Here is a 17,448-nt window from a genome sequence, read left to right as displayed (position 1 = left end):
CCAATAGGAGAACACCCCATGAACATCCGCAAGTTCGCCGCCGTTGCCGCTTTGAGCCTGTGTGCAGCCGGTTCGGCCTGGGCCAAGGACTACAAGGTCGGCGAGGTCGAGATCGACGACCTCTGGGTGCGCGCATCCGCCCCGGGCCAGTCCAACGGCGCCGGCTACATGGATATCGACAATGATGCCAAGACACCCGACCGCCTGCTGTCCATCACGTCGGCCGCGGCCGAACGCGTCGAGCTGCACACGGTGGAAACCACGAACGGCGTGGCCAAGATGCGCCAGGTCGAAGACGGCATCGCACTGCCAGCCGACACCGAGGTCAAGCTCAGCCCGGGCGGTTACCACGTCATGTTCATCAAGCTGAAGGCGCCCTTCGCCGATGGCGGCACCGTGCCGGCCACGCTGAAGTTCGAAAAGGCGGGCGAGGTCGCGGTGCAGTTCAAGGTCAAGCCGGCGTCTTACAACCCGGGCATGAGCCACGACCACGGCGCGATGAAGCATTGATACTGGCGAGCGGCCTGGGGGCCGTGCGCATGTAAAAACGGAGCCTTGCGGCTCCGTTTCTGTTTGGGCCTCGGTCCCGCGCCGGTCGGGCGCGGGGGCGTGGCCTGGCGGCGAGGCTGGGCCCTGCGGTTTAGTACAGACCCTGCTGGCGCATCGCGTCGGCCACCTTGACGAAGCCGGCGATGTTGGCGCCGTCCAGATAGTTGACGTATTCACGCTCGCTGTGGCCGTGGCGCACGCAGTTCTCGTGGATGTCGCGCATGATGGCGTGCAGGCGCGTGTCGACTTCTTCGCGGGTCCATGACAGGCGGGCCGAGTTCTGGGCCATTTCCAGGCCCGACACCGCCACGCCGCCAGCGTTGCTGGCCTTGCCCGGCGCGTACAGCACGCGGGCGGCGATGAAGGCCTTGGCGGCGTCCAGGGTGGCCGGCATGTTGGCGCCTTCGGCTACGCACAGCACGCCGTTCTTGATCAGCGTCTGGGCATCGGCCAGTTCCAGTTCGTTCTGGGTGGCGCAGGGCAGGGCCACGTCCACCGGCACGTGCCAGGGGCGCTTGCCGGCTTCGTAGACCAGGCCGAATTGGCGGGCGTAGGTGTCCAGGCGGCCGCGCAGGTCGTTCTTGATGTGCATCAGCGCCACCAGCTTTTCGTGGGTGAAGCCGGCTTCATCGACCACGGTACCGTTCGAGTCGGACACGGTCACGACCTTGGCGCCCAGCGACATGGCTTTCTCGATGGCGTATTGCGCCACGTTGCCCGACCCCGAGACCGACACGCGCAGGCCGTCGAACGACTTGCCGACGCGCTTGAGCATTTCTTCGGCGAAGTAGACGGTGCCGTAGCCGGTGGCTTCCGGGCGGATCAGGCTGCCGCCGAAGGTCAGGCCCTTGCCGGTGAACACGCTGGCGGTGGAGTTGGACAGCTTTTTCATCATGCCGGCCATGAAGCCGACTTCACGCGCGCCCACGCCGATGTCGCCCGCAGGCACGTCGGTGTCCGGGCCCAGGTGGCGGTACAGCTCGATCATCAGGGCTTGGCAGAAGCGCATGACTTCGGCGTCGGACTTGCCCTTGGGGTCGAAGTCGGAGCCGCCCTTGCCGCCGCCCATGGGCAGCGTGGTCAGCGAGTTCTTCAGGGTCTGCTCGAAGGCCAGGAACTTCAGGATCGACAGGTTCACCGACGGGTGGAAACGCATGCCGCCCTTGAACGGGCCGATGGCCGAGCTGTGTTGAATGCGGAAAGCGCGGTTGACCTGCGCCTGGCCCCGGTCATCGGTCCAGCACACCCGGAACTGGATCACGCGTTCCGGTTCCACCAGGCGCTCGAGCAGGGCGTGCTCGGCATAGTGGGGGTGCTTTTCGATGAAAGGCCACAGGCTCAGCATCACCTCCTGGACGGCTTGCATGAATTCCGGCTGCTGCGGATCGCGCGCGGCAACGCCACGCAGGAAGTCGTCCAGACTCTGCACTTTCAACATGATCTCCTTGGGGGTGCTTCGAATAGGTGCGGGCTTGCGCCGTTTTGGGGCGGCTTGTGCCCGTTTTGGTGCGTTTGCACCGGCTTGGTGCGGAATTGTAGGGCTAATTTGTTGCCCTGCGCAAAGCCGAAAGATGCGCCATCACCTTGATATCAAAGCGCTTTTTCTTGAATAAATGGTGACGCATGATGGTTTGGCGGGTGCTGGCCAAGACCAGGCCGCCACTGGAAAACCCGGGGAGCCTTGAAATCATAGGGAAATTTAATGCGTCCCTAATAAATTATAGGAAGATGCTGCGCCGCCGGTGCCGGGCGTCATAGGGAGACCCGGGGGGAAATGGCCCTGTACCGGAAATTCTGACGGGGTGTCAGGTATTAATATGTCCCTATTATTATTTTTCGAAAAATCAGACGGACGACCCGATTCGGGCCGTCCGTCCGTCTTCGTTACAGCGTGGCGTCGTAATCGATGGTCAACGGCGCGTGGTCGGAAAAGCGTTCGTCTTTATAGATGGCAACGTTGCGCGCACGGGCGGCGATGCCCGGCGTCGCGATCTGGTAGTCGATACGCCACCCGACGTTCTTGGCCCAGGCCTGGCCACGGTTGCTCCACCAGGTGTATTGGTCCGGGCGGTCGTCGATGGTGCGGAACACGTCCACGAAGCCGCGCTTGTCGAAGACGTCGGTCAGCCAGGCGCGTTCTTCGGGCAGGAAACCGGAGTTCTTCAGGTTGCCCTTCCAGTTCTTCAGGTCGATTTCCTTGTGCGCGATGTTCCAGTCACCGCAGATGATGAATTCGCGGCCGGTCGTTTTGTGTTCGTGCATCAGCTGGTCGATCCATGGGCCGAAGCGGTCCAGGAAGCGGTACTTGGCTTGCTGGCGCTCATCGCCGCTGGAGCCCGACGGCAAGTAGGCGCTGATGACGGACAGGTTCTTCCAGTCGGCACGGATGATGCGGCCTTCGGGATCGAACTCCTCGCAGTCCAAGCCGCTGACGACGCGTTCGGCCGAATCCCGCAGATAGATGCCCACGCCGCTATAACCCTTTTTCACGGCATGGTGGAAGTGGCCCGTGTAGCCGGGCGGGTGGCGCAGGTCTTCGGTCAGGTCTTCGTCCGACACCTTGATTTCCTGCAGGCACAGCACGTCGGCGGCGTGCTTTTCCATCCAGGGTTGCAGGCCCTTGCGAAAGGCGGACCGAATGCCATTGAGGTTGATCGACGTGATGCGCAGCAAAGCGGGACTCCTGTAGAGCGGCCGAGGGCGGCCGGAACGATGCCAGGAATTTAACCGACTCGGCGGCGCGGCCTGGGAAAGCCCCCGACAACGGATAAAATGCCGGGGTTTGCCATCTCTCGGACCTTCCTCGCATGTCTGCCGCCCAATCCGCCCACCACGCTTCTGCTACCTCGCTCGATTTCGTCCGCTTCGCCTTGAACGAAGGCGTGCTGCGCTTCGGCAGCTTCAAGGTCAAATCGGGGCGCATCAGTCCCTATTTCTTCAATGCGGGCCTGTTCAACAGCGGCGGTTCGGTCGGCAAGCTGGCGGGCTTCTATGCCCAGGCGCTGCTGGATTCGGGCGTATCGTTCGACATGCTGTTCGGCCCCGCCTACAAGGGCATTCCCCTGGCGACGGCCACCGCCGTGGCGCTGGCCGGCCATCCGGCCATGCAAGGCCGCAGCGACGTGCCGTTTGCCTACAACCGCAAGGAAGCCAAGGACCACGGCGAAGGTGGCACGCTGGTCGGCGCGCCGCTCAAGGGCAAGGTCGTGATCATCGACGACGTCATCACGGCGGGTACGTCGGTGCGCGAATCGGTGGAGATCATTCGCAACGCGGGCGCCGAACCGGCGGCAGTGCTGATCGCCATGGACCGCATGGAACGCGCTGGCCCGGACGACGCCCTGTCGGCCCATTCCGCCGTGCAGGACGTGGCCAAGACCTACGGCATTCCTGTCGTGGCCATCGCCTCGTTGGCGGACATCATGGCGCTGTTGCAAGACGACGCCGCGTTTGCCGAGCACCGTGACGCGGTGCTGGCGTACCGGACGAAGTACGGGGTGAAGTAAGGCGCTTGCGAGCATGAAATGCAGGGCGGCCGAGTGCCGCCCTGTTGTTGTACGGCGGCGTTCAGCCGTAGCGCGCGATCGGTTCGGCCACACCATGGGGCTGGCCGTAGACCGCGATACCACTTGCTCGCGCAGCGTCGGCCAGCTTGCGGTCGAAGGTTGCCAGGCAGGCGTTGTTGCGCCACGCCAGTTCGACATAGCTGGCATCGTAGGTGGTTAACCCGTGAGTCCGAGCCAGTTGATAGACGCGCCATATGTCAGTGCGGCCCAGCAGCCAGGCCAGGGCGACGGACGCGTCGGGTACCAATCGGATCGGTGTCATTCGCGGCCTTCTTCGATCCAGGCGCGGATGACTTCGTGCGGGACGGGCGCGCCAGGGGCGAAGTGCTTCATCGCTTCCAGGGCATCATGACCATCGAGCGTGGTCGTGGACGAAACAGGCGTGAGCCGGGCATAGGGCACGCCATCGATCGAGATGATGAAATGCTGGCCCTGGGTGACGGCTTGCAGGTGGTCGGCGAACCGGTGCAGCAGATCGCTGCTGCTGAGTTCGATGTAATTCATGGCCAAATCTCCAGTCGGAATCGACCAGATCATTCTTGGCCAAACAAAAGGCCGCGACAAGATGTCGCGGCCCTAGGATTGGTCTGATCTTGCTTGCCGCCCCGGGGACGGCGCATCCGGATCAGCTGTCCAGCTTCTGCTTGAGCAGGTCGTTGACCTGCTGCGGGTTGGCCTTGCCGCGGGCGGCCTTCATGATCTGGCCTACCAGCGAGTTGAACGCCTTCTGCTTGCCGGCGCGGTACTCCTCGACGATGGCCGGGTTGGCGGCCAGCACCTCGTCGATCATGGCGCCGATTGCGCCGGTGTCGCTGATCTGCTTCAGGCCGCGGGCCTCGATGATGGCGTCGGCCTGGCCGCCGTTTTCGCCGGCCCACATGGCGCCGAACACTTCGCGCGCGATCTTGTTGGAGATCGTGCCGTCGATGATGCGATTGATCAGGGTCGCCAGGGCAGGGGCCTGCACCGGCGAGTCGGCGATGGCCTTTTCTTCCTTGTTCAGCGTGGCGGCGATTTCGCCCATGATCCAGTTGGCGGCCAGCTTGGCCTGGCCAGCCGGCAGCGCATGCGCCACGGCTTCGAAGTAGGCCGCGAGGTCGCGGCTGACGGTCAGTTGCGCCGCGTCGTAGGCGGGCAGGCCGTATTCGGACTCGAAGCGGGCGCGCTGGGCGGCCGGCAGCTCGGGCATGGTGGCGCGCACTTCATCCACCCACTCGCGCGAGATGACCAGCGTGGGCAGGTCGGGATCGGGGAAGTAGCGGTAGTCGTGCGCGTCTTCCTTGCTGCGCATGCTGCGGGTTTCGTCGGCGTCCGCGTCGTACAGGCGGGTTTCCTGGACCACGGTGCCGCCGTCTTCGATCAGCTCGATCTGGCGCCGGGCTTCATAGACGATGGCGCGTTCCAGGAAGCGGAACGAGTTGACGTTCTTGATCTCGGTACGGGTGCCGAATTCTTTCTGGCCGACCGGGCGCACGGAGACGTTGGCGTCGCAGCGGAACGAGCCTTCCTGCATGTTGCCGTCGCAGATACCCAGCCAGACCACCAGGCTGTGCAGGGCGCGGGCGTAGGCCACGGCCTCGGCGGCCGAGCGCATTTCCGGCTCGGTCACGATTTCCAGCAGCGGCGTGCCGGCGCGGTTCAGGTCGATGCCGCTGGCCGGCGAGCCGTTGGCCAGCGTGAAGTTGTCGTGCGAGGACTTGCCCGCGTCTTCTTCGAGGTGAGCACGCGTCAGGTTGACGGTTTTTTCTTCCTCGCCCACGAAGAACGACAGCGAGCCGCCCACCACCACCGGCAGCTCGTACTGGCTGATCTGGTAGCCCTTGGGCAGGTCGGGGTAGAAGTAGTTCTTGCGCGCAAACACCGAGCGCGGCGCGATCTCGGCGCCCACGGCCAGGCCGAAGCGGATGGCGCGTTCGGCGGCGCCGAGGTTCATGACCGGCAGGCTGCCCGGCAGGGCCAGGTCGACTTCGTTGGCGTGGGTGTTGGGCGCGGCGCCGAATTGGGTGCTGCTGCCCGAAAAGATCTTGGAGTCGGTGGAAAGCTGCGTATGCGTTTCCAGGCCGATGACGATTTCCCAGTTCATTGTTTAGGCGTCCTGCTGGGCCGGCGAGGCTTTGTGCCAGTCGGTGACTTGTTGGTAGCGGTCGGCGATGGCCAGGAGACGGCCTTCGTCGAAGTAGTTGCCGATGATCTGCAGGCCGACCGGGCGGCGAGCGCCAGCGCCGCCGGGCCGCCCCAAGGCGCTGGCAGCCCCCTCGGGGGGCAGCGAGCCCGGCGAGCGTGGGGGCTGTCCCCCACCGAAGCCGCACGGGATCGACATGGCGGGCAGGCCGGCAAGGCTGACGCCCAGCGTGTAGACGTCGGCCAGCCAGTCGGCGGTCGGGTCGTCGCGGTTGTCGCCGATGTTCTTGGCCACCGTCGGGGTGACCGGGCCCATGATGACGTCGCACTGGCCGGCATAGGCGCGCTGGAAGTCCTGCGCGATCATGCGGCGCAGGCGCTGGGCCTGCAGGTAGTAGGCGTCGTAGTAGCCGTGGGACAGCACGTAGGTGCCGATCAGGATGCGGCGCTTGACCTCGTCGCCGAAGCCTTCGGCGCGCGAGCGGCTGATCATGTTGTCCAGACCGTCGTACTGCGCGGCGCGGTGGCCGTAGCGCACGCCGTCGTAGCGGGCCAGGTTGCTGGACGCTTCGGCGGGGGCGATGACGTAGTAGGCGGGAATGGCCAGTTCGGTGCGCGGCAGCGACACCGGCACGCGCACGGCGCCCAGCGCTTCGAACTGGGCCAGGGCGGCTTCAACCGCGGCAGCCACGTCCGGGGCCAGACCGGCGCCGAAGTATTCGGCGGGCACGCCGATGCGCAAGCCCCTCAGGGGCTGGCTGCCGGCGGCATCGAATTGGGCCTGCGCGGCGTCGAAGTCGCGCCGCACGCGGCCCGGCTCGTTGACGGCGCCGTCGCATTTTTCCAGGCTGGTGGCGTCACGCGGGTCAAAGCCGCTGATGACGTCCAGCAGTTCGAGCAGGTCGCGGCTGCTGGGGGCCAGCGGGCCGGCCTGGTCCAGGCTGGAGCCGAAGGCGACCATGCCGTAGCGCGACACGGTGCCATAGGTGGGCTTGATGCCGCTCACGCCGCACAGCGCGGCGGGCTGGCGGACCGAGCCGCCGGTGTCGGTGCCGGTGGTGGCCGCCACCAGGCGGGCCGCCACGGCCGCGGCCGAGCCGCCCGACGAGCCGCCGGGCACGGCAGCCGGGTCCCAGGGGTTCTTCACGGGGCCGTAGGCCGAGTTCTCGTTGCCCGATCCCATGGCGAATTCGTCGCAGTTCAGCTTGCCCAGCGAGACGGCGCCGGCCGCTTGCAGGCGCTCGACCACGGTGGCATCGAACGGGCTGACGTAGCCGTCCAGCATCTTGCTGCCGGCGGTGGTGCGCCAGCCGCGGGTGACGAACGCGTCTTTGTGGGCGATGGGCACGCCGGCCAGCGGGCCGGCGGTGCCGGCGGCCAGCGCGGCGTCTGCGGCGCGGGCCTGGGCCAGCGTCAATTCGGCGTCAATGTGTAAGAAGGCGTTCAGGCCGCTGGCCGCGTCAGCGGCCGCCAGCGAGCTTTGCGCCAGCTCGACGGCGCTGACCTGGCGTTGGGCGAGGGCCGCGCGCAGGGCGGCGATCCCCTCGAATTGGGTATGCAAGGCGGGTTTCGTCATGGCTTAATCTAGGACCTTGGGAACCAGGAAGAGGCCATCCTGGGCATCGGGGGCGTTGGCCAGCAGGTCTGCGCGGCGGGCCTCCGAGGCGGTTTCGGTCACGGCGTCCTGGCGCAGGCGCAGCACGATGTCTTCGTGGGCGGACAGCGGGTGGGCCAGGGGTTCGACGCCTTGGGTGTCGACGGCTTGCAGCCGTTCGATCAGGTGGAGGATGCCGTTGAGCTCGGCCTGCGCGTGGGTGCGCTGGTCCGGGGTCAGTTCGATTCTGGCCAGCTTGGCAATGCGGGCCACATCTGTGTCATTGAGCGCCATGGGGATTGCAAATATCGAGAAGCGAAGGCCGAGGGGCGGGACTGGGCAGTATGCACATGCCAATACCGTTACAAAGCTTGAATAGCCTGCATTTATGCGCTATTTCCGGGGAAATTATAAGTTATGATTCACGGTTTAATCGCCGTGATGACAGGCGGACCCGACCTTTCTCGGGTCTTACGCCCCGCGGCATGACCCCAATTCCCCCCAGAATTTAGCTGAGCTCCCATGTTCGGATTCCTGCGCAGTTATTTTTCCAGCGATATGGCGATCGACCTCGGTACCGCCAATACGCTGATTTACGTCCGCGGCAAGGGCATCGTGCTCGATGAGCCCTCCGTGGTCGCAATCCGTCATGAAGGCGGGCCTCACGGCAAAAAGATCATCCAGGCCGTCGGCCACGAAGCCAAGCAGATGCTTGGTCGAGTGCCCGGCAACATCGAGGCCATCCGGCCCATGAAGGACGGCGTCATCGCCGACTTCACGGTCACCGAACAGATGCTCAAGCAGTTCATCCGCATGGTGCACCCCCGCAACATGCTGGCGCCCAGCCCGCGCATCATCGTGTGCGTACCCTGCGGCTCCACCCAGGTTGAACGTCGCGCCATCCGCGAATCGGCGCTTGGCGCCGGTGCGTCCCACGTCTTCCTGATCGAAGAACCCATGGCCGCGGCCATCGGCGCCGGCCTGGCCGTGTCCGATGCCAGCGGCTCCATGGTCGTCGACATCGGCGGGGGCACCACCGAGGTGGCAGTCATCTCGCTGGGCGGCATGGTCTACAAGGGTTCCGTGCGCGTCGGCGGCGACAAGTTCGACGAAGCCATCGTCAACTATATCCGCCGCAACTACGGCATGCTGATCGGCGAACCCACCGCCGAACTCATCAAGAAGGAAATCGGTTCCGCGTTCCCGGGTTCCGAAGTCCGCGAAATCGAAGTCAAGGGCCGTAACCTGGCCGAAGGCGTGCCGCGCAGCTTCACGGTCTCGTCCAACGAGATCCTCGAATCCCTGACCGACCCGCTCAACCAGATCGTCTCTGCCGTCAAGATCGCCCTTGAGCAGACCCCGCCCGAACTCGGCGCCGACATCACCGACAAGGGCATCGCCCTGACCGGCGGTGGCGCCCTGTTGCGTGACCTGGACCGCCTGCTGCAAGAAGAAACCGGCCTGCCGGTGGTGGTCGCCGATGATCCCCTGACCTGCGTCGTGCGCGGTTGCGGCGAGGCGCTGGAACACCTTGAGAAACTGGGCGCGATCTTCATCAACGACTAATCCTGCCCGCCAGCCCGGAGCCCCGCTTTTCTACGGCTCCGGCCGCTGCGGGGGCGGCGGGCGCGGGCGCCCGGGCTGAGATTCATGCAACGACAAGGGACTCCCCCCCTATTCAGGCGCGGTCCACCCGCGGAGGTGCGGCTGGTCGTCCTGGTCGCCTTGGCGTTGGCCCTGATCATCATGGATTCGCAATGGCGCATGCTCGAACCGGCGCGCCGTGCGGTGTCCGTGGCGCTGTACCCCTTCCAGCGCGCCGTCATGGCGCCGCGCGACCTGGTCCAACAGGTCAATGAATGGGTCAATGCGGCCAACCTTATCCGTAGCGAAAACGAAGCGCTGCAACGCCAGCGCATCGAATTGGCCCAGGTGGCCACCCATGCCGCGCAGCTGGCCGCCGAAAACGCGCAATTGCGCCGCCTGCTCGGCGTGACCGATACCGTGGCTCAGTCGGCCGTGGTGGTGGAAGTGCTGTACGAACCCACCAATGCCTTCAACCAGCGGCTGGTCTTCAACAAGGGCAGTAAGGCTGGCCTGGCGCCGGGCATGCCCGTCATCGACGAAGGCGGCGTGGTCGGCCAGATCGTGCGTGTCACCCCCATGACGGCCGAGGCCGCCCTGGTCACCGACGAACAGGTTTCCATTCCCGTGCAACTGCTGCGCAACGGCCTGCGCCTGATTGCGTTCGGCGGGAACTCTCCGGGCAAGATGGAGGTCCGTTACCTGGCTGCCAATGCCGACATCAAGGAAGGCGATACTATCGTCACCAGTGGCGTCGGCGGCCTGTTTCCCGCCGGCCTGCCGGTGGCCAAGGTAACCTCGGTCGAACGCGATACCGCTTCCGGCTTCGCGCGGGCCGTCTGCGAACCGCTGGCCCACCCTGAACGCTATCGCCACTTCCTGGTCCTGCAGGTGGATGTGGAACGTGCCGAGTCCAACCGTCAGGAGGTCGATTCCGGTGGATCGGACTAATCAATCATCAGGGCAACCCCGGCGCCGCCTGGGCACGCCCAGCAATGTGCACCCCGAACGCCTGTCCGGGCCGGCCCACGGCGTGTTCGTCTGGGGCACCATCGTCCTGGTCTGGCTGGTGTCGCTGCTGCCGTGGCGGCTGTGGCAGGGCGCGCCCGACGTCCTGATCCTGATCATCGCCTTCTGGTGCGTGCATGAGCCGCGCCGCGTGGGCTTGTTCACCGCGTTCTGCTTCGGCCTGCTGATGGACGTACACGATGCCGGCCTGCTGGGCGAGCATGCGCTGTCCTACACCCTGGTCGCCTACGGCGCCGTGGTGCTGCACCGGCGCCTGCAACGCTTCGACCTCTGGAGCCAGGCCATGCACATGCTGCCTGTGTTCCTGATTGCGCGCTTCGTCACCCAGATCATCCATGCGTGGCTGGCCGGCAAGTGGCCGGGCTGGGACTGGGGTATCAGCGTCGCCATCACCGCCGCCTTGTGGCCGCTGGCGGGCTGGGTTCTGCACTTGCCGCAGCGCGGTGCCGACGACGCCGAATCTTCCTCCGCCTGACGGCGGCGCCGCTTCATGTTCGAATTCAAGAAAACCGGCCAGCAGCAGAAGCAGCGTTTCCGCCTGCGCGCCTGGGTGGGCGGCGTGTTCGCGCTGGCCTGCTTCGGCGTGCTGGTGGGCCGGTTCTGGTACTTGCAGGTCGACCGCTACGAAGGCCTGTCCGAGCGCGCCGACCGCAACCGCATCGCGGTGGTGCCGATTCCGCCGCGCCGCGGCGAAATCCTCGACCGCAACGGCGAAGTGCTGGCGCGCAACTACCGCACCTATACGCTTGAAGTGGTGCCCGCCCAGGCCGGCAACATGGCCGCGCTGTTCGAGCGGCTGACCCAGGTGGTGTACATCAGCCCGGCCGACCAGCGCCGTTTCAAGCGCCGCGCGGCGGAATCCAGCCGCTACGCCAGCCTGCAACTGCGCAACAACCTGAACGAAACCGAAGCGGCCTGGTTCGCCGCGCACGCCTTCCAGTTCCCGGGCGTGGAACTGCGCGCCCGCTGGGTGCGCGAATATCCGCAAGGCGTATCCGCCGCCCACGTGGTGGGCTACATCGGCCGCATCGCCGAAGGCGACAACGAAGAGCTCGAACGCGCTGGCCTGCTGGGCAATTACCGTGGCACCGATGTCATTGGTAAGAAAGGTATCGAAAAGACCTGGGAAGAAGCCCTGCACGGCCGCACCGGACTCGAAGAAGTCGAAGTCACCGCCGGCGGACGCCCCATGCGCACGCTGCGCCGCATCGATCCCGTGCCCGGCTCGGACATCATGCTGTCCATCGATCTGGGCCTGCAGAAAGTGGCCGAAGAGGCCTTCGAAGGGCAGCGCGGCGCGCTGGTCGCCATCGACCCGGACACCGGCGAGGTGCTGGCCTTCGTGTCGCAGCCGTCGTTCGACCCCAACCTGTTCGTCGACGGCATCGACGTGGACAACTGGCGCATGCTGAACGAATCGCCGGACCACCCGCTGATCAACCGCCCGCTCTACGGCACCTATCCCATCGGTTCCACCTACAAGCCCTTCGTGGGCCTGGCGGCGCTGGAACTGGGCAAGCGCCGCGCCACCGACCGCATTTCGGACCCCGGCTACTACGAGTTCGGCGGCCAGAAATTCCGCAACGCGGGCGGCGCGGCCTACGGCATGACCGACATGCACAAGGCCATCGTCGTGTCGTCCGACACCTATTTCTATTCGCTGGGCCCGGAAATCGGCGTGAACGCGCTGCACGATTTCACCAAGCAGTTCGGCTTCGGCCAGATCACAGGCATCGACCTCGAAGGCGAGAAGCGCGGCGTGCTGCCCTCCACCGACTGGAAGCGCGCCGCCTACAAAGACAAGGACCGCCAGCGCTGGTACGCCGGCGAAACCATTTCAGTAGCCGTGGGCCAGGGCTACAACGCCTTCACGCTGCTGCAACTGGCGCAGGGCACGTCCACGCTGGCCAACAATGGCCTGTACCGCCGCCCGCACCTGGTGCACGCGGTGCGAGACCCGCGCACCGGCGTGGCCAAGCCCACCGAGTCCGCGCCCGACTACCGCATCCCGCTCAAGCAGGCCAACGTCGACGTCATCAAGAACGCCATGGCCGACGTGGTCCGTGCCGGCACGGCCCGCCGTGCTTTTGCCAACGCGTCGTACCAGGCCGCCGGCAAGACCGGCACCGCCCAGGTGTTCAGCCTGCGCGGCGGCCACTACCGCGCCAGCGCCATCGACGAACGCCTGCGCGACCACGCGCTGTTCATGGGCTTCGCGCCGCTCGAACACCCGCGCATCGCCGTCTCGCTGATCGTCGAGAATGCCGGTTGGGGCGCCAGCGTGGCCGCCCCGGTCGCCCGCAAGGTGTTCGATTACTGGCTGGCCAAGGATCGGCAGGACAAGATCGTGCGGCCGGACCGCAACGCGCCGCTGGCTAGCGTTGAAACCATTACTTCCGACGTGGTGCGTCGACCATGAAGCGTCTCGGCCTGATCCTGTTGCGCGTCTTCACGGCTTTCGACTGGCCGCTGCTGGCCATCCTGATGATGTTCGCCGCGCTGGGCCTGACCGTCATGCATTCGGCGGTGGGCGGCACCGACTGGCGCTTTGCCGAACAGTCGCGCAATTTCATCATCGCGTTCTTTGCCATGTGGAGCATGGCGCTGATTCCGCCCAAGTGGCTGATGAAGCTGGCGCTGCCGTTCTATGTGGTGGGCGTGGTGCTGCTGCTGGGCGTGGAATTCTTCGGCGAAACCAGCAAGGGCGCCACCCGCTGGCTGAACCTGGGCGTGACCCGCATCCAGCCCTCCGAGATGATGAAGATCGCCGTGCCCATGATGCTGGCCTGGTACTTCCAGCGCCACGAGGGTGCGGTACGCATCCGCGACTTCCTGGCCGCCGCCGCCATGCTGGCCGCGCCGTTCGGCCTGATCGTGCTGCAGCCCGACCTGGGCACCGCGCTGCTGGTGTTCGGCGCCGGCTTCTTCGTCATCTATTTCGCCGGTCTGTCATTCAAGCTGCTGGTCCCGGTGATGCTGGCCGGCATCATCGGCATCGGCACGCTGGTCTACTACGAAGACCAGCTCTGCGAACCCGACGTCAACTGGGTGGTGCTGCACGACTACCAGAAGCACCGCGTCTGCACGTTGCTCAATCCCAGTTCCGACCCGCTGGGCAAGGGCTTCCACACGATCCAGTCGATGATCGCGGTGGGCTCGGGCGGCGTGTACGGCAAGGGCTACATGAAGGGCACGCAGACGCACCTGGACTTCATTCCCGAACGCACGACCGACTTCATCTTCGCGGTCTACGCCGAGGAATTCGGCCTGTACGGCGGCATCGCGATCCTGGTGCTGTACGGCCTGATGATGGCCCGCGGCCTGACGATCGCGTCCCGCGCCTCATCCCAATTCGGCCGTCTGCTATCCGGCGCGCTGACGATGATGCTATTCATCTACGTGTTCGTGAACGTCGGCATGGTGACAGGCATCCTGCCAGTGGTGGGCGTGCCACTTCCCTTCATGAGCTACGGCGGCACAGCCCTCTTCACCATGGGCATCGCATTCGGGATCATGATGAGTATTAGTCGGCATAGGTCGGTTAAGGCTTAAAGACGTTGGCTTCGTAGGCCGCCGAGGGCGAGGGGCTTCGTGGTGGCGGGCGCCCACGATTGCGGTCCGGCGCGCCGGCGCCGGACTTCCCTAGGCGGGCCCCCCCTTCGTCATCCTCGTCCGCCTGCGGCTCCCTACGGATTCCCTCGGGCGCATCGAGGTTGCCCGCCACCACGAAGCCCCGCACCCTCGGCTACGGTTGTGCAGAATTGGAATGCCGCTAAAGCTGTTGGGGGCGGAGAGGTTTGCGTCGCTCGCCCCAGGCCGGCCGCGCGGGCGGCCTTTTGGGGCTTTCGCATTGCGGTGCGTCGTGACGGTGTTCGCTGCGCGCTGATGGTGGTCCCGTTTGAGGCCATGCGCGCTTCAGGCGCATAGCCCGCAGTGCTACGACGCAAGACGGCGTGTAAGCCCCAAAAGGCCGCCCGCGCGGCCGGCCTGGGGCGAGCCCCGCAAGATCTCTCTCTTCCCCCCGCCGCTGGTAAAAACGCCAAGCACACTGACCTTCCCGGCATCCGGCAAATTGCAACTGCTGTGAGCCTGTTGCGTTGGGGGCTTAGGAGGGCGGGGCGTGTAGATGCGCCCGAGGGAATCCGTAGGAGTCGCCGAAGGCGAGGACGAGGATGAGGAAGGGGGGGGCCGCCGAGGCGAGTCCGGAGCGTAGGCTCCGGACCGCAATCGTAGCCCCGCCCTCCTAAGCCCCCAACGCAACAGGCGGCTCAAGAACCCCTGAGCCGCCTGTACACAACAACCACAAAACCAAAAACCTACGGCAACGCATCCCCCACACCCAGATCCGACGCCAGCGTCTTCAACCCGTCCCAGATGCGGGAGTCGAATTCCAGGGAGTCTGCGTTCAGGGCGCGGTTGCGGGCTTCGTATTCGCCGGGGTATTGGACGCCGTCCACGCCTGGTTGCGGCGGGCAGGCGTGCAGGTAGTCGATGAACGCGCCCACTTCCATTGAGCGCCAGTCCGTATTGAAGTCCACCTGCGGGTCCAGCAGCAGCGCGAACATGTTGTTCGTTGCCACCCCGTTGCGCGGATGTTCCGGCTGGATCGTGCCGCCGCCCGACAGCACGCCGGCCAGCAGTTCCGCCACCAGGCCCATTGCGTAACCCTTGTGGCCGCCGAACGGCAGCAGTGCGCCGGGCGGGTTCGCGAATAGCGCGTTCGGGTCCGTCGTCGGGTTGCCCTGGGCGTCGATCAGCGATCCCGGCGGGGCTTGTTCGCCCTTGGCGGCCAGCACCCGGGCCTTGTTCACGGCGATCGAGCTCGTCGCCATGTCTACGATGAACGGCGGGCGGCCGCCCGGCAGCGGGCCGGCGAAGCACAGCGGGTTCGTCGTCAGGCAGGCGCGGGCGCCACCGAACGGCGCGACTGTGGGGGCGCGGTTGATCACGTTGGTGAAGGCCAGCAGGATCAGGCCCTTGGCCGCCACCATCTCGCCGTAGTGGCCCATGCGGCCCAGGTGATGGCTGCGGCGCAGCGTCAGGATGCACTGGCCGTGTTCCTGCGTGCGTTCGATCGCCTTTTCGATCACGACCTTGCCCACGTGCTGGCCCAGGCCGTTGTGGCCGTCGTATGCCAGCATCGCGCCGCGGTCGTTCAGCAGTTCGGGGCGGCCGTCGGCTTGCGCCAGGCCGTCGCCCAGCACGCGGCGGTAGTTCGTCAGGATCGACAGGCCGTGGCTGGTGTAGCCGACCCGGTCGGACTCCACCAGGTGCTCGGCCACATCGCGGGCGATGTCTTCCGGCACGCCTTGTGCGACCAGCACACGGCGTCCGAATTCATTGGCTTGGGCGATAGAGATTTTCATGATGCGGCCTCCTTACAGCCAGCCCAACCAGCGCCAGTAGGTCATGCCCATCAGGATCATCAGCGCGTAGCCGATGAGGGTGACCAGGATGCCCACCTTGGCGAACTGCTTGGCATTGAAGGTTTCCGTGCCCAGGCACACCATGTTCTGCGGCGCGTTGATCGGCAGGATGAAGCCGTAGCTCACCACGAAGCCCAGCAGCATGGTCATGCCCAGGCGGCTGAAGTCGCCCGGCAGCGTGGCCAGCACCGAGATCAGGATCGGCAGCATCGCCGAGGTCAGCGCCGTGGCGCTGGCGAAACCCAGGTGAATGATGATCAGGAAGGCAGCCAGGATCGCGAAGATCGCCAGCGGTCCCAGGTGGTCCAGGCCCGTGTGTTGCACGACCTGGTTACCCAGCCATTGGCCGGCCTGCGTCGTCAGCAACGCGGTGCCCAGGCTGATGCCCACGCCGAACACGATCACCGTGCCCCATGGGATACGCGATTGCACGTCTTTCCAGGTCATCACGCCAAAGCGCGGCAGCATCAGCAGCACCAGGCCGAAGTAGGTGGTCGAGGTCGTGTCGAAGCTGTGCAGCTTGCCTTCGGTGGACCAGAACAGCAGCAGCATCACCGATACCGCCATCAGGCGCTTTTGCGCGCCGGTCATGGGGCCCAGTTCAAGCAGCGATTTTTCGACGGCTTCCTTGCCCCCCGCGATGCTGTCGCTTTCCGGCGGCAGCAGCTTGAGCACGATGATGATCAGCACGGCCGACATGATCAGCGACCACGGTGCGCCCGCGATCAGCCAGTCCGACCACGCCACGCGCTGGCCCAGCATCTTTTCCATGAAGCCGACCGTCAGCAGGTTCTGCGCGGCGGCGGTCTGGATGCCGACGTTCCAGATGCTGGTGGCCTGCGCCACGATGATCATGATGCCAGCGGCAATGTTCGAGCGCTTGTCCACGCCGAAAGCGGCGATGACACCCATCATGATGGGCACCACGGCGGCGCTGCGGGCGGTGGCGCTGGGCACCACCAGGCTCAGCACGATCGTCACTGCGATACATCCGATCAGGATGCGGCGCGTGCTGGTGCCGACCTTGGACAGGGTCACCAGCGCGATGCGCCGGTCCAGCCCGGTGAACGTCATGGCCGCGGCAATGAACAGCGCGCCGGTGACGAGCGCCAGCGCCGAGTTGGCAAAGCCCGTCAGCGCCATGCTGATGGCGGCGGACGTGCCGTACAGCACGCCGGGGTCTTTGATTGTCGGAGCCGTGCCCAGCAGGAAGGCCATCAGCGTCGTGATCATGATCGCGCTGGCTTCGTAGGACACGGCTTCGGTAATCCAGACCACCACCGCGAACGCCAGGATGGCCAGCATGCGGTGGCCGGCAACCGGCAGGTCTGCCGGCAACGGCAGCATCAGCACGCCGATCATCACGATGAAGCCGGCGATGAGTCCGATTGGGATTTTTGCTTTCTTTGGGGCTTGCGAGGCAGGGACAGCGGCTGGCGCAGTCATATCCATCTCCGGTTGAGGTCAAACTGACGGCACGTCGCAACCAGGCCTGGGGCGTGATCAAAGCGAAGTGCCGACGCTACAGAATGATCGTGACGGCATTAAGGAAAACCCGTATTGATATGGGTCAAACCGG

16 protein-coding genes are annotated in these 17,448 nt (G+C 65.6%); 7 read left to right on the top strand and 9 right to left on the bottom strand.

Going from position 1 to position 17,448, the window contains the following annotated elements:
• Positions 1 to 18: 18 nt before the first annotated feature.
• The gene (locus AC3WMR_RS28290; protein WP_025136571.1) at positions 19 to 510 is read left to right on the top strand and encodes a copper chaperone PCu(A)C; all 492 of its coding nucleotides are present in this window, start codon (positions 19 to 21) and stop codon (positions 508 to 510) included.
• A 130-nt stretch (positions 511 to 640) separates the two neighbouring features.
• Here the strand turns inward: AC3WMR_RS28290 and gdhA are convergent, their stop codons facing one another.
• Both gdhA and AC3WMR_RS28280 read right to left on the bottom strand, forming a co-directional pair.
• A complete protein-coding gene (gene gdhA / locus AC3WMR_RS28285; RefSeq protein WP_175191527.1) occupies positions 641 to 1,987 on the bottom strand; it encodes an NADP-specific glutamate dehydrogenase in 1,347 nt (448 codons plus the stop codon).
• Positions 1,988 to 2,433: 446 nt separating this feature from the next.
• A complete protein-coding gene (locus tag AC3WMR_RS28280) occupies positions 2,434 to 3,222 on the bottom strand; it encodes an exodeoxyribonuclease III (RefSeq protein ID WP_492266169.1) in 789 nt (262 codons plus the stop codon).
• A gap of 134 nt (positions 3,223 to 3,356) precedes the next feature.
• Between AC3WMR_RS28280 and pyrE the strand changes: the two genes are divergently transcribed.
• Positions 3,357 to 4,055 (top strand): orotate phosphoribosyltransferase, encoded by a 699-nt coding sequence (gene pyrE / locus AC3WMR_RS28275; protein ID WP_175191528.1) that lies wholly within the window; start codon positions 3,357 to 3,359, stop codon positions 4,053 to 4,055.
• 61 nt (positions 4,056 to 4,116) lie between these two features.
• Here pyrE and AC3WMR_RS28270 read toward each other — a convergent pair whose 3' ends face one another.
• The 5 genes from AC3WMR_RS28270 to gatC all read right to left on the bottom strand — a co-directional run bounded on the left by AC3WMR_RS28270 (position 4,117) and on the right by gatC (position 8,124).
• Positions 4,117 to 4,377: a type II toxin-antitoxin system VapC family toxin gene (locus AC3WMR_RS28270; RefSeq protein WP_492266168.1), complete on the bottom strand. Its 261-nt coding sequence runs from the start codon at positions 4,375 to 4,377 to the stop codon at positions 4,117 to 4,119.
• A complete protein-coding gene (locus AC3WMR_RS28265) occupies positions 4,374 to 4,619 on the bottom strand; it encodes a type II toxin-antitoxin system Phd/YefM family antitoxin (protein WP_492266167.1) in 246 nt (81 codons plus the stop codon). The genes AC3WMR_RS28270 and AC3WMR_RS28265 overlap by 4 nt, the downstream gene beginning before the upstream one ends.
• 121 nt (positions 4,620 to 4,740) lie before the next feature.
• Entirely contained in the window at positions 4,741 to 6,198 is a 1,458-nt protein-coding gene (gatB, locus tag AC3WMR_RS28260) for an Asp-tRNA(Asn)/Glu-tRNA(Gln) amidotransferase subunit GatB (RefSeq protein WP_492266166.1), read from the bottom strand.
• A 3-nt stretch (positions 6,199 to 6,201) separates the two neighbouring features.
• On the bottom strand, positions 6,202 to 7,812 hold the full coding sequence (gene gatA / locus AC3WMR_RS28255; RefSeq protein WP_492266165.1) for an Asp-tRNA(Asn)/Glu-tRNA(Gln) amidotransferase subunit GatA: 1,611 nt from the start codon (positions 7,810 to 7,812) through the stop codon (positions 6,202 to 6,204).
• A gap of 3 nt (positions 7,813 to 7,815) precedes the next feature.
• Positions 7,816 to 8,124, bottom strand: coding sequence for an Asp-tRNA(Asn)/Glu-tRNA(Gln) amidotransferase subunit GatC (gene gatC, locus AC3WMR_RS28250; protein WP_025136564.1), 309 nt, complete (start codon positions 8,122 to 8,124; stop codon positions 7,816 to 7,818).
• 228 nt (positions 8,125 to 8,352) lie between these two features.
• Here gatC and AC3WMR_RS28245 point away from each other — a divergent pair, with 228 nt between their 5' ends.
• The 5 genes from AC3WMR_RS28245 (at position 8,353) to rodA (ending at position 13,995) form a co-directional block, all read left to right on the top strand.
• A complete protein-coding gene (locus tag AC3WMR_RS28245; RefSeq protein ID WP_006216320.1) occupies positions 8,353 to 9,396 on the top strand; it encodes a rod shape-determining protein in 1,044 nt (347 codons plus the stop codon).
• Positions 9,397 to 9,480: 84 nt separating this feature from the next.
• Complete coding sequence (mreC, locus tag AC3WMR_RS28240) at positions 9,481 to 10,365, top strand: rod shape-determining protein MreC (RefSeq protein ID WP_025136563.1); 885 nt, start codon at positions 9,481 to 9,483, stop codon at positions 10,363 to 10,365.
• Positions 10,352 to 10,918, top strand: coding sequence for a rod shape-determining protein MreD (gene mreD / locus AC3WMR_RS28235; RefSeq protein ID WP_025136562.1), 567 nt, complete (start codon positions 10,352 to 10,354; stop codon positions 10,916 to 10,918). Before mreC ends, mreD begins: the two co-directional genes overlap by 14 nt.
• Positions 10,919 to 10,933: 15 nt before the next feature.
• Positions 10,934 to 12,862, top strand: a complete 1,929-nt coding sequence (gene mrdA, locus AC3WMR_RS28230) for a penicillin-binding protein 2 (protein ID WP_492266164.1) — start codon at positions 10,934 to 10,936, stop codon at positions 12,860 to 12,862.
• Complete coding sequence (rodA, locus tag AC3WMR_RS28225) at positions 12,859 to 13,995, top strand: rod shape-determining protein RodA (protein ID WP_492266163.1); 1,137 nt, start codon at positions 12,859 to 12,861, stop codon at positions 13,993 to 13,995. The genes mrdA and rodA overlap by 4 nt, the downstream gene beginning before the upstream one ends.
• Before the next feature lie 764 nt (positions 13,996 to 14,759).
• Here rodA and AC3WMR_RS28220 read toward each other — a convergent pair.
• Both AC3WMR_RS28220 and AC3WMR_RS28215 read right to left on the bottom strand, forming a co-directional pair.
• Positions 14,760 to 15,809 (bottom strand): Ldh family oxidoreductase, encoded by a 1,050-nt coding sequence (locus AC3WMR_RS28220; protein ID WP_492266162.1) that lies wholly within the window; start codon positions 15,807 to 15,809, stop codon positions 14,760 to 14,762.
• A 12-nt stretch (positions 15,810 to 15,821) separates the two neighbouring features.
• Complete coding sequence (locus tag AC3WMR_RS28215; protein WP_263914840.1) at positions 15,822 to 17,315, bottom strand: anion permease; 1,494 nt, start codon at positions 17,313 to 17,315, stop codon at positions 15,822 to 15,824.
• Between the last annotated feature and the right edge of the window lie 133 nt (positions 17,316 to 17,448).

It is taken from the genome of Achromobacter sp. FW305-C-28, assembly GCF_058783235.1.
The sequence above is the reverse complement of the archived record's forward strand: the minus strand, read 5'-3'. Positions and strand labels throughout refer to the sequence as shown.